At 45.3% G+C, this 22,406-nt stretch carries 15 protein-coding genes and 1 pseudogene; 11 read left to right on the top strand and 5 right to left on the bottom strand.

Annotated features, from left to right (window positions below; all coding sequences use genetic code 11):
- Nucleotides 1–151: 151 nt before the first annotated feature.
- Nucleotides 152–1,057, top strand: coding sequence for a DNA adenine methylase (locus RIG66_RS27745; protein ID WP_446382381.1), 906 nt, complete (start codon nt 152–154; stop codon nt 1,055–1,057).
- Nucleotides 1,058–1,295: 238 nt separating this feature from the next.
- On the top strand, nt 1,296–2,138 hold the full coding sequence (locus RIG66_RS27750; protein WP_446382383.1) for a hypothetical protein: 843 nt from the start codon (nt 1,296–1,298) through the stop codon (nt 2,136–2,138).
- Between the two features lie 6 nt (nt 2,139–2,144).
- Here RIG66_RS27750 and RIG66_RS27755 read toward each other — a convergent pair whose 3' ends face one another.
- Together RIG66_RS27755 and pedR are read right to left on the bottom strand one after the other, a co-directional pair.
- Nucleotides 2,145–3,200: a M28 family peptidase gene (locus RIG66_RS27755; RefSeq protein WP_446382385.1), complete on the bottom strand. Its 1,056-nt coding sequence runs from the start codon at nt 3,198–3,200 to the stop codon at nt 2,145–2,147.
- 396 nt (nt 3,201–3,596) lie between these two features.
- Nucleotides 3,597–3,884, bottom strand: a complete 288-nt coding sequence (gene pedR, locus RIG66_RS27760; protein WP_446382387.1) for a photosynthetic electron transport-dependent transcriptional regulator PedR — start codon at nt 3,882–3,884, stop codon at nt 3,597–3,599.
- Nucleotides 3,885–4,039: 155 nt separating this feature from the next.
- On the opposite strand from pedR, the gene RIG66_RS27765 reads away from it, so the two are divergent.
- Nucleotides 4,040–5,014 carry a carbohydrate kinase family protein gene (locus RIG66_RS27765; RefSeq protein ID WP_446382389.1) on the top strand — a complete coding sequence of 325 codons (975 nt, stop codon included), beginning with the start codon at nt 4,040–4,042 and terminating at the stop codon, nt 5,012–5,014.
- A 4-nt stretch (nt 5,015–5,018) separates the two neighbouring features.
- Here the strand turns inward: RIG66_RS27765 and RIG66_RS27770 are convergent, their stop codons facing one another.
- On the bottom strand, nt 5,019–5,525 hold the full coding sequence (locus RIG66_RS27770; RefSeq protein ID WP_446382391.1) for a hypothetical protein: 507 nt from the start codon (nt 5,523–5,525) through the stop codon (nt 5,019–5,021).
- A gap of 325 nt (nt 5,526–5,850) precedes the next feature.
- Nucleotides 5,851–7,344, bottom strand: a complete 1,494-nt coding sequence (locus RIG66_RS27775; protein ID WP_446382393.1) for an anthranilate synthase component I — start codon at nt 7,342–7,344, stop codon at nt 5,851–5,853.
- A 218-nt stretch (nt 7,345–7,562) separates the two neighbouring features.
- Here RIG66_RS27775 and RIG66_RS27780 point away from each other — a divergent pair, with 218 nt between their 5' ends.
- Nucleotides 7,563–9,647, top strand: coding sequence for a cation:proton antiporter domain-containing protein (locus RIG66_RS27780; protein ID WP_446382395.1), 2,085 nt, complete (start codon nt 7,563–7,565; stop codon nt 9,645–9,647).
- Between the two features lie 58 nt (nt 9,648–9,705).
- On the opposite strand, the pseudogene RIG66_RS27785 reads toward RIG66_RS27780, so the two are convergent.
- Nucleotides 9,706–9,861, bottom strand: a pseudogene (locus RIG66_RS27785) (DUF433 domain-containing protein); the annotation flags it as partial.
- 125 nt (nt 9,862–9,986) lie between these two features.
- Here RIG66_RS27785 and RIG66_RS27790 point away from each other — a divergent pair.
- From RIG66_RS27790 to RIG66_RS27820, 7 genes are all read left to right on the top strand, one after another.
- Nucleotides 9,987–10,760, top strand: coding sequence for a peroxiredoxin-like family protein (locus RIG66_RS27790; protein ID WP_446382397.1), 774 nt, complete (start codon nt 9,987–9,989; stop codon nt 10,758–10,760).
- A gap of 196 nt (nt 10,761–10,956) precedes the next feature.
- Complete coding sequence (locus tag RIG66_RS27795; RefSeq protein ID WP_446382399.1) at nt 10,957–13,755, top strand: two-partner secretion domain-containing protein; 2,799 nt, start codon at nt 10,957–10,959, stop codon at nt 13,753–13,755.
- Entirely contained in the window at nt 13,746–14,066 is a 321-nt protein-coding gene (locus tag RIG66_RS27800) for a hypothetical protein (protein WP_446382401.1), read from the top strand. The genes RIG66_RS27795 and RIG66_RS27800 overlap by 10 nt, the downstream gene beginning before the upstream one ends.
- Nucleotides 14,067–14,075: 9 nt before the next feature.
- Nucleotides 14,076–16,901: a filamentous hemagglutinin N-terminal domain-containing protein gene (locus RIG66_RS27805; RefSeq protein ID WP_446382403.1), complete on the top strand. Its 2,826-nt coding sequence runs from the start codon at nt 14,076–14,078 to the stop codon at nt 16,899–16,901.
- A gap of 339 nt (nt 16,902–17,240) precedes the next feature.
- Complete coding sequence (locus RIG66_RS27810; RefSeq protein WP_446382441.1) at nt 17,241–20,072, top strand: CHAT domain-containing protein; 2,832 nt, start codon at nt 17,241–17,243, stop codon at nt 20,070–20,072.
- A gap of 563 nt (nt 20,073–20,635) precedes the next feature.
- Entirely contained in the window at nt 20,636–21,259 is a 624-nt protein-coding gene (locus RIG66_RS27815) for a DUF928 domain-containing protein (protein WP_446382405.1), read from the top strand.
- A gap of 356 nt (nt 21,260–21,615) precedes the next feature.
- On the top strand, nt 21,616–22,350 hold the full coding sequence (locus RIG66_RS27820) for a sterol desaturase family protein (protein ID WP_446382406.1): 735 nt from the start codon (nt 21,616–21,618) through the stop codon (nt 22,348–22,350).
- Nucleotides 22,351–22,406 lie beyond the last annotated feature (56 nt).

The following is a 22,406-nucleotide window of genomic DNA, read 5'->3' on the forward strand; positions in this document are numbered from 1 at the left end:
GCCCTTCCTCAAACCTTGACAAAACTGTTTATTATAAGTACGAATTTTGGTACAAGATTGCTTCCATTATTTAGGCTTTTGGTATACAATGAGACAAATTCCATTATTATATAATATTTATAGGGTATCTCTCTAGTTAATGAAAAATTCCATGCAAGCCAGACCATTTTTAAAATGGGCAGGTGGGAAAAGCCAACTCATTAAAGAAATTGATAAAATTTTGCCTGAGGAGTTAACTCAGGGAAAAATTAATCGATATGTTGAACCTTTTGTCGGTGGTGGGGCTGTATTTCTATATATTGCCCAGTTGGGCAAAATTGAAGAGTTTTTTGTTTGTGACATTAATCCTGAACTCATTTTAGCGTATAAGACTATCCAGAAAAATGTAGAAGACTTGATTGAAGTTCTGTTAAAGCTTCAAGACAAATATTTATCTTTCGATGCCGAGGAACGAAAGCAATATTTCTATCAAATCCGCTCTCAATTCAATCTACAGCGCCAACAAATAGACTTCCATACCTATTACCCAGACTGGGTTGAGAGAACCGCTCAGCTAATTTTCCTCAACCGCACCTGTTTTAATGGATTGTTCCGAGTTAACTCCAAAGGAGAATTTAATGTTCCAATCGGTCGATATAAAAATCCAAAAATTTGTCAGGTAGATAACCTGAGAGCGGTGGCTCAAATTCTGAAAAATACTCAGATTCATTATGGAGATTTTACCGATTGTGAAGCGTTTGTGGATAATCACTCTCTAGTTTATTTCGATCCTCCCTATAGACCTTTAAGCAAAACCGCTAATTTTACGTCCTATTCTCAAGAAATTTTTGATGATTCGTCACAGTTAAGATTACGAGATTTTTTTCAAGTGCTTGATCAGAAGGGTGCTAAGTTAATTTTGAGTAACTCTGACCCAAAAAATGAAAACTTAGAGGATAATTTTTTTGACAGTGCTTATGCAGGATACCCTATAAAACGAGTAAAGGCACAACGCACTATTAATAGTAAATCAACTAGGCGAGGACAGATTAATGAATTGTTAATCAGGAATTATTAAATGTAGTGGTGTGGCACACCTAATTTGGTAGATTAGCATTGTAGGGGCGCACTGACGTGCGCCCGATTTAACCGTATAATCTAGGGCTAAAGCCCTTACTACAAGCCGAGCAATTAAACAGAAATAATGTCGTTACTTAGCCAACTTAGCTTTAACTTGAGAAAAGTCCTAGTAGAATATAGGATATAAGGTATAAGGTATAAGTACAATTGTTGTCCAGTAATCGGGGTGCTGAAACATGAACACCCGCGCAATCACCCAAATTTCTCTCATTGTCCTGAGTCTGACTACTGCGATCGCGCCCGCCAAATCGAGTAGCCAAGGTTTCCAAGCTCAAGCTAGGGTAGCTCAGTCTGAAGGCTATCTGTTGGCTCAATCAGGAGGAGGCGTTAATCTTGACGCATTACCGAGCGGCTTTCATTTTTTCCGAGACATTTCCGATGACCAAAATTATCTGATTTTGCAAAAAAGAGGCAACCTAGTCGTTGGTTATGCCTATAAGTATCAAACTGAATTGAGTTATTGTTATCGAGGTACAGCAAACGGCAGCTTCATTACTGATGCTGCGTCGGCAAAACCAATTGTTAACTCTGTCCGTGAATCATGGGAATTTGATGAGAACGATGACAGCAATCTAAACAACTACAAAAAAATACCTTTAGAAAATATTCAATCTGATGTTGATTTTCAACAAATTCTTTATGAATGCAGGCGACTCTTAGCCGAAGCACCCTCCTCCGCCGTTAACGCTTGGACAGATTTTTTCTTCTATCGCCTTTACCCCCAAATGCAAGGGGAGAAGCTTGAACCCTCACAAACTCAATTACAGCAAGAGTGGGTAGCGATTCGTCGTGCGATCGCGGATAAAGTTAGATGGACATCACGGGAGTGTGAACAACCGCCAGAATCTAATGGATATGACGTTGTTAATTATAATCCGAATGAAGTTGCTGATGCCGTTTTCTATGCCCGTCATTCTGAACTTAATGAACGCAAGATTCGTCCGGGGGAAACGAATCTAGCCAGAGAATGGAGTGCGATTCAAAGCCGTCTCCCTGAGTTTGTCTGCTATAACCCTTGAATTTTGTTATCTAACTTTATTTCCTGCTAACTCAGCAATAACTTGCTCCAACCCAGCAACAACTCGCGCTAATCGTTCATAGTCTACTTTATCAGGTGTATCTTCGTCAGTATGATAGTAAGGATAGCGAAAGGGTGCTGTATCCGTTACCATTACACCCAGATAACCCTGCTGCCAAAATGCCCACTGATCTGACCAACCCACACCTGGAATCATCGGGGGTAACGTCGCACCTTCAGAGGGGAATTTTACATGGCGGCGGAAGGATTCAACGACGTTGTGAACGAGTTTTCTTGACCCTAAATTACCGATAAACCCGATAAAATTTCCTTGTAATGGATAAATCTTGTCTAAGGGAAACGGATATTGCTGAGAACCAATTTTATCGGAATAATACCCCATCGTTTCTAAACTCAGCATCGCCACAATATTCTCATTGCGATCGCGGCATTGTTTAGCATACACTAGACTTCCCATGTTATCGGTTTGGAAAAAAGGCGGTTCCTCATTCACAAACTCCACAAACCGCAGCGTTCTAGCTGGCTTTTTTTCGGCAAATAAACGCGCTAATTCCAAGGTTGCGGCTGCGCCCGTACCGTTATCATTCGCCGCCGGACTGGTATAGACTGAATCGTAGTGACCGCCAATGACAACGATTTCCTGGGGTTTTTCAGTACCAAGAATTTCAACTTCAATATTGTAGTAGGTTTGATTATCAATCTCGTATCCCTGTCGCTTGACTTTATAGCCAGATTCTGATAATTGCTGTTCCAAAAAATCAGTCGTCGCGATTAAACCCTCATAGTACAAATAGTTGCGCCGTCCAATTTCCCCCGCCAGTTTTTCCACATCTTGCTGAAGCGCATTTTGCAAGGCGATTTCTTTCTGAGTCAGGGGTGGGAGTTCACCGTGATAACTTTCTCCAGGCATTCGGATCATCAGAAACCACGCGCCAAGTAGGACTATTACAAGGATTAGACTCAGTATAGCGAGTCGGATGGCTCCGGAGCGATTTAGGAGGGGAATTTTCCACCACGGTTTATTAGTTGAGTCATTGGTCATTGGTCATTGGTCAAGTCGGGGCGGGTGTAGGGTGCGTTAGCGAAGCGTAACGCACCATTTCAAAAGATAGTAGTGGACTGACACAGCTAAAATTGTGGAATAGATTTGACGTTTAAACCGGGCGCAAGCCTTGCGCCCCTACAATTCTAATCCACCAAATAAGGTGTGCCACGCCAGTAGTGGCGTGACCCAACTAAAATGGTGCAATAGATTGGGTACGTAGTGAGGGCTTTAGCCCTCTCCAGCTAGGCGTTAGAGAACTAAAGTTCTCACTACAAACAAAGTCTTATTTTAGCTGGGTCAGTCCAGTAGTGAAACCCGCCCCTACACAACTTCCCTCATCTCCCTCATCTTCCCCATCTCCCCCATCTCCCCCAGCTTCCCCAGCTTCCCCAGCTATGAAACCACCTCATCGTTATTGGTATTGGGCTGGGGAGGTAAGGTACAACAGTTAATATCATTCAAACAAACTTTACCCCACTGCAACGCCCAACGCACCAGTGCGACCCGATTATCGGTATGGGTCTTCTGCAAAATATTACTAATATGGTTATCGACAGTGCGCTTACTGATTTCCAAGTCTTGGGCAATTTCCTGATTGGTTAAACCAGCGGCGACCAGGTCTACAATTTGTAATTCCCGGTCTGAGAGAGAAACCGATTTATTTGACTTGCCACCAGCCATAGGTATTTTGCCCTTGGTAAATCTACTTATGCCTTTTTAATTCTAACGAACTATGGGATACCTACACGCCATAACTCATCCTGGTTTGAGAGATTCTTTTTAACCAAAGGTTAAGGCTCTGGTAGTCTGAGGGAAAAGTTGAGGTGTATATTGCCGTGACTAATCCTCGTGTTCTCTGCCTCGGTGAAATTTTATTCGATCGCCTAGCTAATCAGGTGGGGCGATCGCTCGAACAAGTCGAATCCTGGACGCCTTATCCTGGGGGAGCGCCAGCGAATGTGGCTTGTGCGTTGGTTAAGTTGGGAACCCCGGCGGCGTTTATCGGAGCTGTGGGAGTTGATCAGCCAGGAAACCAACTTGTCCAATTACTAGAAGATGTCGGGGTGGATAGTAGTGGTGTCCAGCGCCATCCTACCGCACCAACCCGACAGGTTTACGTCCTGCGCTCAGAAAAGGGCGATCGCGAATTTGCTGGGTTTGGTGATTTTGACACCTCCCAATTTGCTGACGCTTTCCTTGATGCGTCTAAGTTACCCGAATCCTTATTTGAGGGAGCTGATTATTTAGTTTTGGGTACCCTGGAGTTAGCCTATCCCCAAACCCGACAAGCGATTTACAAAGCCCTGGATCTCGCCAATCGCTACGATGTCAAAGTTTTAGTGGATATTAACTGGCGTCCGATGTTTTGGTCAGATCCCAGTAAGGCAAGACCACTGATTGAAGAATTTGTCAAGCAAATCGATTTTCTCAAAATAGCCAAAGAAGAAGGGGAGTTATTCTTTGATACCTCGGATGCAGGGGCGATTACCCATCGTCTAGATTCAGTTGAAGGAGTTTTGGTGACGAATGGAGATCAAGATATAACCTACTGTCTCGGTGAACAGGAGGACACCTTCTCACCCTTTACTATGAATGTGCAAGATACCACAGGGGCGGGTGATGGTTTTGTCGCGGGCTTTATTCACCAACTTTGTCAGAATGGGCTTAAATGTCTAGCGACGCCAGAGTCAGCACGAGATGTGGTCAAATACGCCAGTGCTGTGGGTGGATTAACGACACTCAAACCTGGTGCGATCGCGGCTCAACCCACCCGACGCGAGGTAGAAGCGTTTCTGAAAGACAATAGGTAATGGTTTAACCTTGTTTTTGCGATCGCTCTGTCACCTGATTATCTTGCGATCGCTTCTTGCGTTCTGCATATTCATGAAAGTTCACGACTTGAGGGTCAGAGGCTGCAATATCATGATTAGCATTGGGTAGGGAAACCTCCGGTGGAACGGGTGGAGGCGTCATTGTAAAGTGCTGCATCGGAGGCACTTCAACTTTTTGATACGTGACCCCACGAAATCGAAATGTTTTCACCGATGGTTGTTGCGGGTGTTGTGGCTGAGAAGAACGGATAGCTTGTTCTTTTGGAGAGGAGGTGACACCATTACCTGAATCAGGGACACTCGGTTGAGTCACTGTTGCCAGTTTTCCGTTAACCAGGGTTATTTTTTTCTGGTGTAATAATTCTTTCAACCTGTCCCAATTTTCTTGAGGATTCTCTTTTAACCAAGCGTCCACAGCTTTTATGGCTGGAACAGGAGGTAAGTTAAATTGCATCAAAAGAATAGCGAGAACTTTTCCTTCAGTTGTCATTTTTTTTTGTAAGTTAGGCAGCAAACAGTTAGGACAGTAGATACACTTGAGAGGAGTGATATAAACTCTGGAAAAAGAAAACCCTGATACGAATTCTTCATTTTATTAAGAAAGTTGTCTATAATTGTCTTCGCCATCCGGATGTTACTGCCTCAGCCATTTGGCGTAATTTTTTCAGCTATTTGGCGGATTGACAATATTCGTTATTTGTCATTTGTCATTTGTAATTTGTCATTTGTTGGCTTCCCCAGCTTCCCCAGCTCCCCCAGCTTCCCCAGCTCCCCCAGCTCCCCCAGCTTCCCCGCTCCCCATCTCCTCTACACCTCTACAGTTGCAGATTCAGCGCATTGAGTTGAGCTTGGGCTTTTTGTAGAGATTCATACCATTCCTTTTGTGGATCACTGTCAGCCACAATGCCAGCACCCACTTGTCCCCAAACCGTTGCTCCAGGTTGAGAAGGGCTCGATTTACTATACAGCAACGTGCGGATTAAAATATTTAAGTCCAGGTTTCCCCGCCAATCTAAATAACCGCAAGATCCATAAAATAAGTTACGCTTGACAGGTTCAAGTTCTTCAATAATTTCCATGCAGCGAACTTTCGGACAACCTGTAATTGTCCCCCCAGGGAATACACCTCGAATCAAGTCTATCGGGTCACACTTAGGACTAAGTGTTCCCATAATATTGCTAACCAAGTGCATAACGTGGCTGTAGCGTTCAATAGTGATAAGTTCATTCACTTGTACCGTTCCCCATTCACAAACTTTGCCGATATCATTGCGCTCTAAGTCAACCAACATGATATGTTCGGCTCTTTCCTTCTTATTAGAAATTAACTCTTTTGCTAACTGCTCATCTTGAGTTGAATTAGCGCCACGTTTCCGCGTTCCAGCAATCGGTCGAGTCTCAACTTTTGTCCCAGATAACTGAATCAATCGTTCTGGCGAACAGCTAATCATGGCTCCCCACGGAGTTTGCCAATAACTGGCAAATGGGGAAGGATTAATCTGTTGCAATGCTCGATAAATTGACCAGCTATCCAAAGCAGTATACGCTTCAAACCGCAACGACAAATTCGCCTGGAAGATATCCCCAGCTTGAATATATCGTTTCGCTTGCTGCACCGCCGCCATATAATCGTGCTGAGAGCTGTGGAAAATAGGAGTAATGGGATTACTTTTGTCCGGTTCTGGTGTATTCTTTACTCCTGTCTTCCTATCCGCTTCCTCTAGCTGATGTTGTAGGGAGTCAAGTTGAGCCACATCCGTCGTCGCTAACCAGAGAAGTTGCTGATGATGATCCAGCACCGCAAAGGATTCGGGTTCATACCAGTAGGCGATGGGGAAAGGTAGAGGATTAGTGTTTAGGTGGGGGAGTTGTTCAATCTCCCAGGCTAAGTCATATCCCAGCCATCCTAACCACCCCCCTGTAAAGGGAAGTTCAGCAGGTACAGGCGATTCTGCCTTTTGCACTTGAAGCAGGCGGCGCAGGAAAGGTAGAATGTCTCCCACAGGCGGAGTCCATAGTTGAGGTTGATTCGCAATAAAGCGAGGAGAACCTGCACAAATCGAATATCGAGCCAGATGGGTATTATGTGGCGTCACTGGGCTTTCTAAAAGAGTAGCAATGTGATAATTTTTAGCCAAATTTATTCCCTGTGTCGAATCTCCTTTAGGATGGAGAAATAGCGCCTCAAAGACGTGTGAACCACTACGCTTAGCCAGAGGAAGCTTGCGCCAATGCCAAGGGTGTAGGGGGTTGAGGGAGGATGGGGTGGGTTCAAATAACTCAGTTGCGATCGCGGTATTCACGTCCATTCTGTGGTAAATTTTTCCTGATGCTGTGCTTTTGGCTACAATATTTGTATAACATCAACCCTTTATAGACAATAACAATTTAGTCAATTTCCTGAGCGAGTGAATCTACCTATCCGTCTTCAAGATCCTAAGAATTCCGAAGCAATAGGTTTAAGCAAACTTGGGGAATTTAAGAATAGACATCGAGAAAATAGTGGCAATTTTTTAGCCAAAAGCTGATGAATGAATCGATAACATTTTTACAAACAGGGCTACCCGAAGGTCCCATTGTTGCTTTTACCATTTTACTGTTAGTCAGTTTAACCATTCCGCCATTGTTCGAGCGCTTGGGATTGCCTGGGTTAGTCGGATTGCTGTTGGCAGGAGTCATCCTGGGTTCCAATGGGTTGCAGCTATTGGATGCTGATAGCGAAACCATGAAGCTGCTATCGGATATCGGTAAAATTTATCTGATGTTTGTGGCGGGGCTAGAAATTGACTTGGTGCAGTTTCGCAAGAAAAAACATCGGTCTTTAGTATTTGGATTGATGACCTTTATCGTACCACTCGTCGCCAGTATGATGATTGGGCGATTCTTTGGTTTTGGTTGGAATACATCCCTGCTGATGGGTTCTTTATTTGCCTCCCATACCCTGTTAGGGTATCCTATCGTCCAGCGCTTGGGTTTAGTTGAGAAAGAACCAGTCATTGTTACCATTGGCGCGACAATCTTTACTGATATTAGTGCGTTACTCGTCCTAGCTATCTGTGTTTCGATTAATGCGGGAGACTTTTCTGTCTATAGTTTGCTCCAGCAATTGGTGTCATTAGTCATTTACACCGCCATTGTTTTATTTGGCTTTGATTGGATAGGGAAGGAACATTTTCGGCGGACGGGAGATGATGAGGGCAATCAATTTTTGTTCGTACTCCTGGCGGTGTTTTTGGCGTCGGTAGGGGCGGAAATTATTCAGGTGGATCAGATTGTCGGTGCCTTTATGGCAGGTTTAGCGGTTAATGATGTGGTGGGAAACTCACCCGTGAAAGAAAAAGTGGAGTTTGTAGGTAGTGTTTTATTTATCCCCTTTTTCTTTGTAGACATGGGCTTACTTCTAGATATTCCTGTGTTTATCGAAAGCCTCACCACCAGTTTTTGGCTCACCCTAGCAATTGTCGTGGGATTGCTGGGGAGCAAATTCCTCGCCGCCGCGATCACAAAAGTCCTCTATCGTTACAGTTTTAACGAGATGATGGTGATGTGGTCTCTGTCTATCCCCCAAGTCGCTGCCACCCTAGCCGCCGCATTGGTTGGTTTGCAGGTAGGGTTAATCACAGACACCGTCTTTAACAGCGTCATTGTCTTGATGCTAATCACCTCAATTTTGGGTCCTCTATTAACCGGGAAATTTGCCCCGAAACTCCCTTTACCGAAAGCCAGCCCGAAAATTAGCCAGTCCAAACTTTGGTGGGAAAATCATCGCTTTGAACGGTTAGAGGAACAAGAGCCAGCTCCGTTTAGGATAGTCGTGCCAGTTAGCAAAAGTCAAACCAAGGGGTATTTAATTGAAATGGCAGCCCTGATAGCGCGTCATCAATCCGGTCAAATTATACCGTTGTCCATTTCTCCAGCGCATACCTACATGGACGAACCCCAGATGCAGGTTAACCTGCGTCATAGTCGGCGACTCCTAAACAAAGCGCTAACGGTTAGTTCGGAGTTTGAAGCTGATGCAAAACCTTTACTGCGAATTGAGAATGACATCGCCTCTGGAATTGTTCACACCGCCCGTGAACAAGATGCCAGTTTAATTGTCATGAGTTGGCGCAAAAATACCGGATTGCGGGCACGTTTGTTCGGCACAATCATTAACCGAGTATTTTGGGCATCTCACTGTCCAGTTGCGGTAATGCGACTCTTAGATGAACCCGTCAACCTGCGTAAAATTTTGGTACCCGCGAAGAATTTCTCGCCGCAGACAATCCGCACGGTGAGATTTGCTCAACTCCTGGCTGATACCCATCAAGGGGAGGTGAAACTGCTGCACGTTTGTCCGGCTAAAACAGCACCTTCTGACATAGCGGCGATTGAAGACGAGTATATCAATATGCTGAATGTCACGGGAGGGCATGTCAAATCAGAGGTGCAAGTGATTAAAGTTGACGATGTGGCGCTGGCGATTTTGAAAGTAGCTAAGTTAGCGGATATGGTCATTTTGCGCTCTTTGCGTCGCCGTACTATTGCGGGGTTAGGGGTGAGTGATATTACCACACAATTGATTAAAGAACTTAGCTGCTCATTAGTTTTGTTTGGGGAACCGTATTAAGGGCAATGGTACTGAAAAACGTGCATTTTTGGATTTCTGAAACCCTTGATATACCGTATAGTGTTGAATAACGCTGAACAATGGATTCAGGAGAAGCACCATCCTGAAAAGCGCGAATTACTAACTCCAGCAAAACCCTTGAATTTCCGACTCGAATCGCTCCTGTTGAATCCTCAAAAAGAGGTGGCATTTCACGCTCTAAAGTCAGACTCATTTACTAATGTCTCCTACAGGTCTACATTATAAATAATCATAACTGAAATCAACCGCGCTCGGATTGGATATCAGTTGTTGTGATCATTGGCACAAAAATCTTTACTTATCATAATTTTGCCTACTATGAATCCCTACACTATTATTGATCAAACTCAATGCCAACGAGTCAGCGATGGTATAACGCGATCGCTCCTGGAAAACTGCGAGAATGCGCCCCGCATCCTGGTACTCGTTTGGTCTCAACTCGGTGACTTTGACACACTCGAATATGCCTGGTGGTTACAGCGAGAGGCTGAACAGTTGCAAGCTAAGGGAATCGCCATTCGTGCAGTAGGGATAGGTAATCTGGATTCAGGAAAACAATTTTGTCACTATACCGGATTTCCGGCGGAGTGGTTGTTTGTTGATCCAGAGGCTCAATTACATCGCCAGCTTAACCTCTATCCTGGGTTAAATCTCAAACTTCCGGGACTTTCTACCTCACAAAGGGCTTGGTTAAATCTACTCTTAATGTGTGCGGGGATTGGTAGCCCAGGTACGCTTGCAGAAGTATTTCGCGGTTATCGGGGCGATCGCAATGCACCTCAGCTTATTGGCGATGAGGAAGTTGTGAAAGCAAAACCTTTACCCCCACTCAAAGGCTCATTTTTTCAATTCGCTGGGGGAAGTGGATATCAGCGCCCCTTTGAACTCGCCACCTTGAGACTACGGAATATGGTAGAAGTGTTAAGCCATTGGCAAACCTACGTTCCCAATCCCGCCTACATGACACAGCGAGGTGCAACCTTCCTCTTTGACGCCGACGGTAACGTATTGTACGAACATCGCGATCGCGGAATACTCGGCTTTGCTGCCAACATGAGCCGCCCATTATCATTTTTAGATGAAATAGGGTAAAAGGGTAGAAGGGTAGCGATCGCATCGATTCCGGAATACAAGTACAGACAATTGGTGATTGAGTAAGAAAGAAAGTTTTATGTAGGGGCGGGTTTTACTATTATCATTTTTTACCTTACCCATCTGTAACTAAAACCACCCCGATGTAGAGACGTAGCATGCTACGTCTCTACTCCTTCAAAGATATACCCTAATCATGAACTATTGTTTTCCCAAACCAAATTCCCCTTTCCTCTGGATTCCCAGCAATCTTCTCCTCAGCCTTCTCATCTTCATCAGCACAGCCAATGCCGAAATAATCCCCGATAACGATAACTTTTCAACCAACACCAACATTACCAATGGTGAGATTCAAGGCGGAATCCGCACCGGAAATCATCTCCTCCACAGTTTTGAAGAATTTTCTATTCCTACCAACTCCCAAGCCATCTTTAAACTGACTCCCCAAAACCTAGACATAGAAACCATTATTAGCCGCGTCACAGGCAACAAAACATCCATCATAGATGGCATCCTTGCCGCAGATGGCACCGCCAACCTAATCCTAATTAACCCCAACGGAATTATAGTTGGCGCTAATGCACAACTTAATATCAATGGTTCCTTTTTAGCCAGTACCGCGAATAGTGTTATTTTTGCTGATGGCAGTGAATTCAGCACCACCAATCCCCAACTCCCTCCCCTGCTCACCCTTAACGTACCGATTGGTTTACAGTTTGGTGAAAATCCAGCACCGATTATTCATCAAGCAAATAGTAATTTATCAGTCGATTCCGGTCAAACCTTAGCCCTAGTGGGAGGAAATTTATCATTAAATGGAGCCAATTTAACAGCACCACAAGGACGAATTGAATTAGGAAGTGTGGCAAGTTCTGGACTCGTTCATCTAACTCCAATAACCCCAGGTTTTACCTTCGAGTATTCTGATATACCACAATTTGGCATGATTAACTTAACCAATGCCACAGCCGTTAATACCAGTGGTTTAGGTGGTGGCACAATTCGAGTGCGGGGGGGACAAGTCACCCTGACTCAAGGCTCAAACCTAGTGGCGGAAACCTTCAGTAATGTGAACGGCGGCGGGATTGATATTCAGGCAAATCAGATAAAACTGCAAGGTTCCTTTGCTTCTACCTCTACATTTGGTGCAGGTACAGGAGGAAATCTGACCCTTCGTGCTGACCAAGTGAACGTGACTGGCACAACTCCTTTAGAACCCTCACGGCAGATTTTATTCGGCACATTTAATCCACTGAATCTTAGTAATGGCTTATTTAGCTTTAGTGGTGGACAGGGTAATGCTGGACATTTAACCATTGAAACCGACCAATTGATTGTACAGAACGGCGCGATGATATTAACCGCAGCCTTGGCTGAGGGTAAGGGTGGCAATTTAACCTTAAACGTTTCGGAGTTAGCCGATTTAACCAATGGGTCTCTGTTACTAACAGGAACCACGGATAAAGGAAATGCAGGTGATTTCACAATTACGGCTAATCAATTGAGAGTGCTAGACGGTACATCCCTAAGCACCACGCCTGGCGGTACAAGTCAGGGTCAAGGGGGAAATCTAACCGTAACCGCTGAATTGGTGGAACTTAGAGGAACTCCAGCCAATGCAGTTGTTCCTGGCGGGTTGTTCACAACAACGCTGGGTGCGGGGGATGCGGGTGATTTTACCCTGAATACAGGTCAACTCATCGTTGCTGATGGGTCACAAATCTCAGCGTCGGCGGCGGGTGGGGGACGAGGAGGAAATCTTATGATTAACGCTGATACGGTGGACTTGAGGGGAATTTCTGCTGATGGTCAGTTTTTAAGTGGTTTGTTTACGTCGTCATCGCTGTTAACCGTAGAAGGACAAAGGGGAACAGCACCCGCTGGAGATTTAATGATTACCACACAACGCTTAAGTGTCCAGGATGGCGCTCAAATTTCCGCCGCTACAGGGAGTGCAGGGACAGCCGGAACGTTAACGATTAATGCAGTTGAATCGGTAACCGTGGCGGGTGTGGCGACGGGTGTTGATCCCGGTGTCGAACGTGTCTCCTTTGGCATCATTGGTGATGGTATCGTACCCAGTGCGATTGAAGCGAATACGAGTGGTGCAGGTGGCGCGGGGGATTTGCAGATTCAAACCGGAGAGTTAAATGTGTGGGATGGCGCAGAAATTGGCGTCAGGGGGACAGCATCGGGTGCTGCTGGTAATTTGGATATTATCGCTAATTCGATTTGGCTGGACAATCAAGGGGCAATTAGTGCAGCTACGGTGGCGGGGACAGAGGGAAATATTCGACTCGACGCCTCGAATGTGTTGCTGCGGCGCAATAGTCAGATTACGACGAATACTGAGAACAGTGATGGGGGTAATATCCGCATCAATACCAATCTTTTAGTCGCGATCGATAATAGTGATATCACGGCTAATGCTCGTCAAGGTCAAGGGGGTCGTGTTAGTATTACAGCTCAAGGTATTTTTGGCACTCAGTTTCGGGATGAACTGACCCCCAATAGTGATATCACTGCCACATCAGATTTAGGACCACAATTTAATGGTCTGGTGACTCTCAATATTCAGGGGATTGACCCGAATCGGGGATTAGTTCGCTTACCGGAAAAGTTTACTGAACCCAGTGATCAAATTGCCACAGGTTGTGTCGCTGAAACTGGAAATTCCTTTGTCGTGACGGGACGCGGTGGATTACCCGAAGACCCCAGTCAAATTTTACGTGGTCGAACCCTTTGGCAAGATTTGCGAACTTTTGATTTGGCTGAAGAAAATCTGGAGGAGACGGGACGTGGAGAAAAGCGACAGCAATTCCCATCGACAAGAGAGGAAATACATCCAGAGGAAAACCTGACCTCTCGCCGTTCTTCTATTGTGGAGGCTAAAGGATGGGTTATTGATGGCGATGGTAATGTTGAACTGGTGGCGAATATTCCTAATAATAGACTGAGGGGGCTAGAGTCATCCAGAACATCTCATTGTTATTAAATAAAACAGTAGGTTGGGTCGAGATACAAGACCCAACACAAGCCAATGCTGCAAGGGATAGAGGAGAAGGGGAAGCAGGGGAAGCAGGGGAAGCAGGGGAAGCAGGGGAAGCAGGGGAAGCAGGGGAAGCAGGGGAAGCAGGGGAAGCAGGGGAAGCAGGGGAAGCAGGGGAAGCAGGGGAAGCAGAGGAAGCAGGGGGAGAAAAAGTTAAATTTAGAGGTTATCCGAGCGGTATGGCAACAGAAGTTAACTTGATACGGTTGGGTTTCACTCCGTTCAACCCAACCTACTTTAGTAATGACTTAAATTAACAATCACCTATGGGAAGTTTTATTCAGAAAAAATCATTTATATTACTTTTATTAACCGGGAATTTATTTGTTGACTTACTGGTTTCGAGTAAGATAGCTCATGCCCAGGTTATCCCTGATGACACATTGCCCCAAAATACAGTGGTCACTGAAGATGGTAATATTAGTGAGATTCAACAAGGGACAAGAGTAGGCGATAATCTATTCCACAGTTTTGAGGATTTTTCTGTTTCTGAAGGTTCAACAGCATTTTTTAACCTGGAAACGATTAATCAGGATGTCCAAAATATTATCAGCCGAGTTACTGGGAATAAAACGTCACAAATTAATGGCATAATTAAAATTAATAATGCCGCCAATTTATTTTTAATTAACCCTCAAGGTATTGTCTTTGGCGCGAACGCCCAACTCGATGTTGATGGCTCCTTTTTAGCCAGTACAGCCAATAGCATTCAGTTTCCCGATGGGCGGGAGTTTAGCGCCACCAATTCCTCAACCCCACCCTTATTATCAATAAATGTACCGATTGGTTTGCAGTTTGGTTCAAATCCGGCTCCAATCAGCAATCAATCGACGGCTGGCTTACAAGTAAATTCAGGTCAAACCTTAGCCCTAGTCGGTGGCGAACTGCGGTTTCCGGGAGGACATTTGACAGCACCCCAAGGGCGAATTGAATTAGGTAGTGTTGGTGAGAATAGTTTTGTCCAGATTACGCCAACCATTAATGGCTTCACTTTGGGATATGAAGAGGTGAAAAATTTCCAAGATATTAACCTATCCCAGCAATCAGTCATAGACGTAAGTGGTACAGGTAGCGGGTTTATTCACATCCAAGGTGGTCAGGTGAACCTGACGCAAGCCTCACAGATTCGTGCAGATACACAGGGTAATATTGACGGCGGTGATATTACGATTCAAGCGGAACAATTGAACCTAAAAGAGGGCGCTTTTGTTTCGGCGTCTACCTTTGGTGATGGGGCGGCTGGTCGCTTAATGGTCAATGCTGCATCAGTGGAAATTATTGGCATAAGAAATCTACAAGAGGTATTAGATACACTTTTTGAGGAGAAAACAATTACCCTTCCGGAGTTGGGTACGGGTCTATTTTCGCTAAGTTTCGGTTCTGGTGCGGCAAATAGCTTAATCATTAATACGGAAACATTAAGTTTGCAAGAGGGTGGTTTTATCTCAACCTCTCCCTTTAGCACGGGTTCAGGCGGCGATATGATGGTGAGGGCGTCTGAATCGGTGGAATTGGTGGGTTCAGAACTATTTGCTGATAGTTATGGCAAGGGAGATGCAGGTCAACTAACCGTACAAACCCGACAGTTAAGGGCGAGCGAAGGGGGGGGAATATTTAACTCTACGTTTAGTACAGGGCGTGGCGGAAATGTGCTGATTCAAGCCTCTGATTCGATTGAACTGATGGGTACAACACCCGATGGTCGATTTAAAAGTGCGATCGCCTCTAATGCGTTTCAGGATGCAACTCAATCCACGGGAACTGTGAGCATTGAGACTCAACGCTTAACGATTCGAGAGGGGGCGGGAATTGGCGCAGCTACGTTAGGTGCCGCTCAAGGGGGAACAGTGACGATTCAGGCGTCAGATCGGGTGGAACTGATTGGGACTTCAGCAAATGGTCAAGAGTTGAGTAGTTTGAATACCCAAAGTTTTGGCGAGGGCGCAGCAGGAGATATTGAGGTTTATACTCGGCAATTAGTCGTGCGGGATGGTGGAGTGGTTTCAACCACCACGCAAGATACTGGGCGGGCGGGGCGAGTCGTGATTCGAGCCTCAGAGTCTGTGGAAGTGAGTGGTGTTTCCGCTGATGGCAAGTTTCCCAGTAGTTTGCGATCTGATGCATCGTCTGATTCTGTTCCCAGTGGTTTTATTCCACCGCCTCAGACTGAGGTATTGGGAGAAGCGGGAGATGTCACGATTGAGACAGGACGTTTAATCATCCAAGATGGAGCAGAAGTCACGGTCAATGGTGAAAAGTTCGCCGCCGCAGGGAATTTGAGAGTTGATGCTGACTTGATTTGGTTAAACAACGGTAGTCGAATTTCAGCGACAACCCTGGCGGGAACAGAGGGAAATATTACGCTACAAACGCAAAATTTATTGCTACAGAATCAGAGTCAAATTAGCACGAATGCGGAGAATACCAATGGCGGTAATATTACGATTGATACCGATACGTTAGTCGCCCTGAACAATAGTGATATCAGTGCCAACGCCCAAGCGGGATCAGGAGGTCGAGTTACGATTAATGTGTTTGGTATTTTTGGCATAAAATGTCGAGAACGAAAATGTCGAGAACGGTTAACTCCGGAGAGTGATATCACAGCCACATCAGCCCTAGGACCAGAATTTAGCGGTATCGTCAATATCAATATTCAGGCGATTGATCCCAATCAAGGATTAATCCGGTTACCAGAAAACTTTACTGAATCCAATAACCAAATTGTTACAGCTTGTGATGTGGAGCAAGGCAATTCCTTTGTGGTAACTGGACGAGGAGGTTTACCCGAAGACCCCACTCAAACCCTGCGAGGTCGAACCCTTTGGCAGGATTTACGGGTTCTGGCGTTGAATGAAGATGAAGGAGATCCTGTAGAGACGTTGCCTGCAACGTCTGGGAACGGGGCTAGTAGAGACGTGACCGTGGAACGTCTGGGAGATAGAAGAGAATCTCTCTCTGAGCGTCATTCGCCCATCGTAGAAGCTCAAGGATGGATTATTAATTCCCAAGGTCAAGTTGAGTTAGTGGCTCATGTTCCTGACGTTACTCCCCACAGTTCCTGGTATGGAGCAGCAAAATGCTTAAATTAAGTTATAAGCACGTCCTCGAACGAAATTAAGCCCTGAACTAAAGTACTCTAAGAGAAGCCGCTCCGCGTCTACTGGCTCAAAGCTTAAACCCGTTAAAACGGGTTCAAAGACTGACCTAGTAAGCTTCAGCTTACTTGAGCTTAAAGATTAAAAAAATTATTTTCTGGGTCTAAATTGGCGATATTCAGATCAAGGAGCGTGCCATTGCATTTAGGAAAGCTTGTTACAGCAGGTTGCGCTGGTCTATTTAAAAATCAAAAGGCTGAAGAACTGCTAAAAGCCCTATATAATCAGTATTTCTCCCCCCTATTGCCTATTGCCTGTTTTATTCTTTCCCTCATGACTTTTTTGCCCCAAATCAGACTGAAAACAGTTATCAGGCGATCGCGAACTCAAAAAATAGCGATATTCTCCTCACGCCTCAAGGTTTTCAGTCGCTGTATCGGGTTAGGATTACTCACATTGTTCCTGATAACGTGGGTTTTTCCCACCCTAGCGCAGCATCCGCCGATACCGCTTACGGGATCAACTCAGATTCAAGTCTTGAGTCGGGAACAGGGAACTCTTAACAAGGAACAGGATATAAACTCCGTTCAGGAGGATGACAAGGCTTTAACTCAACTCGAACAAGGCAAAGCCCTCTATGCGGCGGGGCGCTTTTGGCAAGCGATTAGGGTTTGGCAACAGGCGATGCAAGCGTATCAAGCTCAAGGCGATCGCATCCACCATGCCCTGAGTTTAAGTTATCTCTCCTTAGCCTATCAAGAGTTGGGACAATGGCAAGAGGCGGAACAAGCAATTACCCAAAGCTTAAATCTAGTCGCTAATCTGCTCAAACCCACCTCCAATCATCAACGCCTTCTCGCCCAACTGCTGAATACTCAAGCCAGTCTCCACTATGCCCAAGGACAAATGGAAGCGGCTTTAGAAACCTGGAAACAGGCAGAACAGGCGTATCAAGACGAGGGGGATCAAACGGGTATATTCGGGAGTCAAATTAATCAAGCCCAAGTTTTACAAGCGTTGGGACTCTATCGGCGATCGCAGATTACCTTAGAGCGAGTGCAAACCCAACTCCAAACTCAACCCGATTCGTTACTCAAAGCCGCCGGATTACGCAGTCTGGGCGTCGCGTTGCAAGTGGTGGGTAATCTGGAGGAATCGCAACAGGTTTTGCAGCAAAGTTTGGCAATAACTCAGCGCTTGGATGCAGTCGCTGAGCAAAGTGCGACGCTATTTAGCCTGGGAAATACAGCTAGAGCGTTACAGGAATTTGAAGATGCGATCGCCTATTATCAACAAGCCGCCTCAACAGCAACCACCCCTCTTACCCAAGTGGAAGCCCAACTCAACCAACTCAGCCTGCTAATTGAAACCCAAAATTGGACAGACGCTCAAGCTTTAGTTCCTCAAGTTCAGGTTCAATTATCCAATTTACCCCTAAATCGGGCGGCAGTTTATGCTCAAGTGAATTTCGCTGAGAGTTTGATAAAAATGGGGAGCAGAGGTGCAGGGGAGCAGAGGGAGATGGGGGAGTTATCTCAACACTTAGTCAGGGCGGGTTTTGTCAAAACGTTACCATCAATAGCTAACAGAAAGTCCCTAAACCCGCCCCTACACACTCAAAACCATGCCCTCGAAGGTTCTGAAGGGTTTCCCGGCGCGATCGCACAATTGTTAGCTAGAGCGATCCACCAAGCCAGACAGCTTAATGATAAGAGAGCCGAGTCTTACGCCTTGGGTCAATTGGGACATCTTTATATGGAGACACAACAGTGGTTAGAGGCGCGAGAGTTAACCGAAGATGCGTTAAGTTTGGCGCAAGGAATACAAGCCACTGAAATCGCCTATCGTTGGCAATGGCAACTGAGTCAGATACTCCAACATCAAGGTAATCTGACAGGTGCGATCGCGGCAAATCGGGAAGCCGTTCATACCCTGCAATCCCTACGCCGTGATTTGGTGGCGATTAATCCTGATGTGCAATTTTCCTTTCGGGAAACCGTTGAACCTATTTATCGCAATTTGGTGGAATTGCTCTTAAGCAATCAGCCCACACCAGAGCAGCTCACCCAAGCTCGTGAAACCATTGAATCCCTGAGATTAGCGGAACTAGAGAACTTCTTTCGGGAAGCCTGTTGGCAAGTTCAACGCCAAGCCATTGACCAGATTGATCCCCAGGCTTCGGTGATTTACCCAATTATTTTGCCTAATCAGTTTGCCGTTATTGTCTCCCTACCTGGAAAACCCCTGCGCTATTTTCAAACGGAGTTAGCTGAAACTCAAATAGACAGCACCATTGAGCAGCTACTACAAGCCTTAAATCCAGTATGGTCAAACAAAGAACGGTTACGCCTGTCCCAACAACTTTATGATTGGTTGATCCGACCGATTGAACCGGAGTTAAAAGAGAATGAGATTAAAACCCTCGTTTTTGTTCTGGATGGTGCTTTGCGGAATTTACCCATGGCGGCGCTTTATGATGGACAACAGTATTTGATCGAGAACTATAATATTGCGCTATCGGTCGGATTACAACTGATCGAGCCGCGATCGCTCCTTCCTCAGCAACTGAAAGCCTTAACTGCTGGACTCACCGAGGCGCGGGACGGTTTTCCAGCTCTCCCCGCCGTGAAGTTGGAAGTGGAAAACATCGCCGCCCAAATTCCGACTAAGGTCTTTTTAAATCAACAGTTTACCCATCAAGCGCTGCAAGAGCAAATTGAAGCGACTCCCTTCCCAGTGGTTCATCTAGCGACTCATGGACAGTTTAGTTCCAAAGCCGAGAACACATTTCTGCTCACTTGGAATAGTCGTATCAAGGTGAAAGATTTGGATCAACTCCTGCAAGCCAGACAGCGACAGAATACCAACCCGATTGAACTGCTGGTTCTCAGTGCTTGCCAAACGGCGACAGGGGACAAGCGAGCGGCTTTGGGACTGGCGGGATTAGCCGTGCGATCGGGCGCTCGTAGTACTCTAGCAACCTTATGGTCAGTTAATGATGAATCGACGGCTCAGTTGATGGTTGAGTTTTATCGACAACTCACCCAATCTCAAGTGAGTAAAGCTCAAGCCCTGCGTCAGGCTCAACTCACTCTTCTACGTCAACCGAATTATCAGCATCCCTTTTACTGGGCGCCCTTTGTTTTAGTCGGAAATTGGCTTTGACGCAAAGGCTATTCCCTGTTAAGTGGGTGGACACAATTAAAGTTAACGGTTGAGATTAGGGAACAGGGAACACCTCGACTTCGCTCGGTGTGTAACAGGGAACAGGGAACAGTAAGGGTTTGAGGGCGATTTACTTGCACTTAATACAGTACCGTTTTCTAAATCAACTTTAATCGTCGTCAAAAGCTTTATTTTTAAGGATTTCCGGTTTTTGCAGTAAGCCCTACCTATTGTCTAAGGATTGACAAACGTGAAGAATTTATGTTTATAGGCACGGTTCATTCCACGTTATGATACTATACTGGGTATTAATAATAATTAAGGGGTGTGACCCCACACTCCACTATAAAAACTAAGTGTTAAGCGGGGCGACACATCCAGGGTTGTAGGTACTCTCTCATTCTTCAGTTGCTTTACTAGGGGATTGGTATACTCAAAAATAAATAGACAAGTTGCCATTAATTTAGTAAAATGCGTGTTTTATTTGTCTGTCTGTTATGGGATGCCGCTTAAAATCCCTGTGATGCACTACAACTCATTCTTCTTCACGAGGGTTTTTTATCATGGCTTGGAAACATACACCTCAACCGCTTGCATTTTTGTCAGTAGGTCTTTTCCTAAAGCTGCTACTGGTTAGTAGTTTAGCAGTATCATTACGTGCTGAAACCATACCCCTGTCTGAAACAGCCAGTGCGACCTTTATTCCCGACAGGAAAGGAGCGCCCAAAGATTCAGCCGGGGGAGCCTCACGGGATGGTGGTGTATGTCCCAATGACACAAGTGAGCTGGGAACATCAGTCACACCGTTCCAATTAGCCACAAATCATGGATTCACGGTAGCCGAACGTCCCACATTCTTTGTTTACATCCCACCAACAGTAGCTCAAGACGCTGTATTTATTCTCAAGGATGAAACAGAAGAGTATTTCTACCAAAAAACTGTGTCACTTCCTAACCAGAGAGGTTTGGTCAGCTTTAAATTGCCCCTTGATGCACCAACTCTGGAAATTGGCAAGACCTATCAGTGGTCGTTTTTACTCATTTGCGGACAATCCCTCCGACCCGATAGTCCTAAAGTAGAAGGGCAAATTCAGCGCATTCAACCTGATCCCGCCTTACTCAGCAAACTTCAGCCCTGGTCTCCTGTCGATAGAGCCGCTTTTTATGGAGAGGAAAGTATTCAATAACAAGGGTTTCAGGCGTTTTTATTAGGGGTATTTGACCGGACATGATATCAAACGTCAATTTGATGAAAGATGCCCAAAATCTATCTGTGGGCATTTTTTATTAATTAACTAGATGTGAGACCATAAGTAAGTCATTGATGATAGCGTCAATGGCAATAGTTTCATTAAAGATTAAACATACAGCATTTCTCAGTCTAGTGAGGTGCAGTAACAAGACGAAATTAGCCTCTGTGAGCGCAAAAGTCTTATTCTCAATGTACCTCACCAGCATGGAAAAGGCTGTATACCTCTTTGAAAAAGTCTCTGAGGGGAATTCAACTAGCTGAAGTCGGATTTAAAAATAAAAAGGAGGAAACTTGCAAATTACGAAGGAGTTAACAAACCACTCATTTGAGTATTATTACTTAGTCTTCTTTGGAGTCACTCTTGTCCGATACTTTCTGATTGCTGGGGGAGCCTATTGGCTCTTTTATGTCGTTCTGGGAAAGTCCCTCGCCAACAACAGTTTGCGTCTGAAGCCACTTATGAATGATTCCATCTGGAATGATATCGTATTATCGGTTTTATCGGCAACTGTTTTTGCTTTTTGTGCAGCGCTAATCTTATCAGAGTACGGTTTGGGAGTAACGCTCCTCTATACTAACCCAGATGAATATGGACTGTGGTATATAGGAGTTAGTTTTGTTGCAGTGCTTGTGCTTCAGGATACATACTTTTACTTTATCCACCGCCTTTTTCACCACCCTTGGCTGTTTAAATGGATGCATTCTGGACACCACCGTTCGGGAGAACCAACCCCGTGGAGTTCCTTCGCATTTGATCTACCCGAGGCAATTATACAGTCACTCTTCTTTGTCGTTATCATCTTTATCGTCCCGCTCCATTTCATCACCTTAGCGGCGGCACTGATTACGATGACAATATGGGCAGTAGTGTCTCATTTGGGATTCGAGCTATTTCCCTCATCATTTCTTCACCACTGGCTGGGGAAGTGGTTTATCGGGGCAACCTATCATTCAATACATCATCGCCAGTACACTGTACACTACGGATTGTATTTCACGTTCTGGGATAAGTTGCTTGGTACTTAACTGCCTTGGATGTCCAGCCCCCACCTCCGTAAGTTAGGCGTTTAGCAAAGGAATAG

Origin of the sequence: Coleofasciculus sp. E2-BRE-01, assembly GCF_040221695.1 — a bacterium.
Classification (GTDB): domain Bacteria; phylum Cyanobacteriota; class Cyanobacteriia; order Cyanobacteriales; family Coleofasciculaceae; genus Coleofasciculus.

Excerpts from the sequence above, each read along its gene's own strand:
- RIG66_RS27795 (WP_446382399.1), top strand. The coding sequence starts at position 10,957 with ATGAACTATTGTTTTCCCAAACCAAATTCCCCTTTCCTCTGGATTCCC.
- RIG66_RS27775 (WP_446382393.1), bottom strand. The coding sequence starts at position 7,344 with ATGGACGTGAATACCGCGATCGCAACTGAGTTATTTGAACCCACCCCA.
- RIG66_RS27805 (WP_446382403.1), top strand. The coding sequence starts at position 14,076 with ATGGGAAGTTTTATTCAGAAAAAATCATTTATATTACTTTTATTAACC.
- RIG66_RS27770 (WP_446382391.1), bottom strand. The coding sequence starts at position 5,525 with ATGACAACTGAAGGAAAAGTTCTCGCTATTCTTTTGATGCAATTTAAC.
- RIG66_RS27815 (WP_446382405.1), top strand. The coding sequence starts at position 20,636 with ATGGCTTGGAAACATACACCTCAACCGCTTGCATTTTTGTCAGTAGGT.
- RIG66_RS27750 (WP_446382383.1), top strand. The coding sequence starts at position 1,296 with ATGAACACCCGCGCAATCACCCAAATTTCTCTCATTGTCCTGAGTCTG.
- RIG66_RS27790 (WP_446382397.1), top strand. The coding sequence starts at position 9,987 with ATGAATCCCTACACTATTATTGATCAAACTCAATGCCAACGAGTCAGC.
- RIG66_RS27780 (WP_446382395.1), top strand. The coding sequence starts at position 7,563 with ATGAATGAATCGATAACATTTTTACAAACAGGGCTACCCGAAGGTCCC.
- RIG66_RS27745 (WP_446382381.1), top strand. The coding sequence starts at position 152 with ATGCAAGCCAGACCATTTTTAAAATGGGCAGGTGGGAAAAGCCAACTC.
- RIG66_RS27755 (WP_446382385.1), bottom strand. The coding sequence starts at position 3,200 with ATGACCAATGACTCAACTAATAAACCGTGGTGGAAAATTCCCCTCCTA.
- RIG66_RS27810 (WP_446382441.1), top strand. The coding sequence starts at position 17,241 with ATGACTTTTTTGCCCCAAATCAGACTGAAAACAGTTATCAGGCGATCG.
- pedR (WP_446382387.1), bottom strand. The coding sequence starts at position 3,884 with ATGGCTGGTGGCAAGTCAAATAAATCGGTTTCTCTCTCAGACCGGGAA.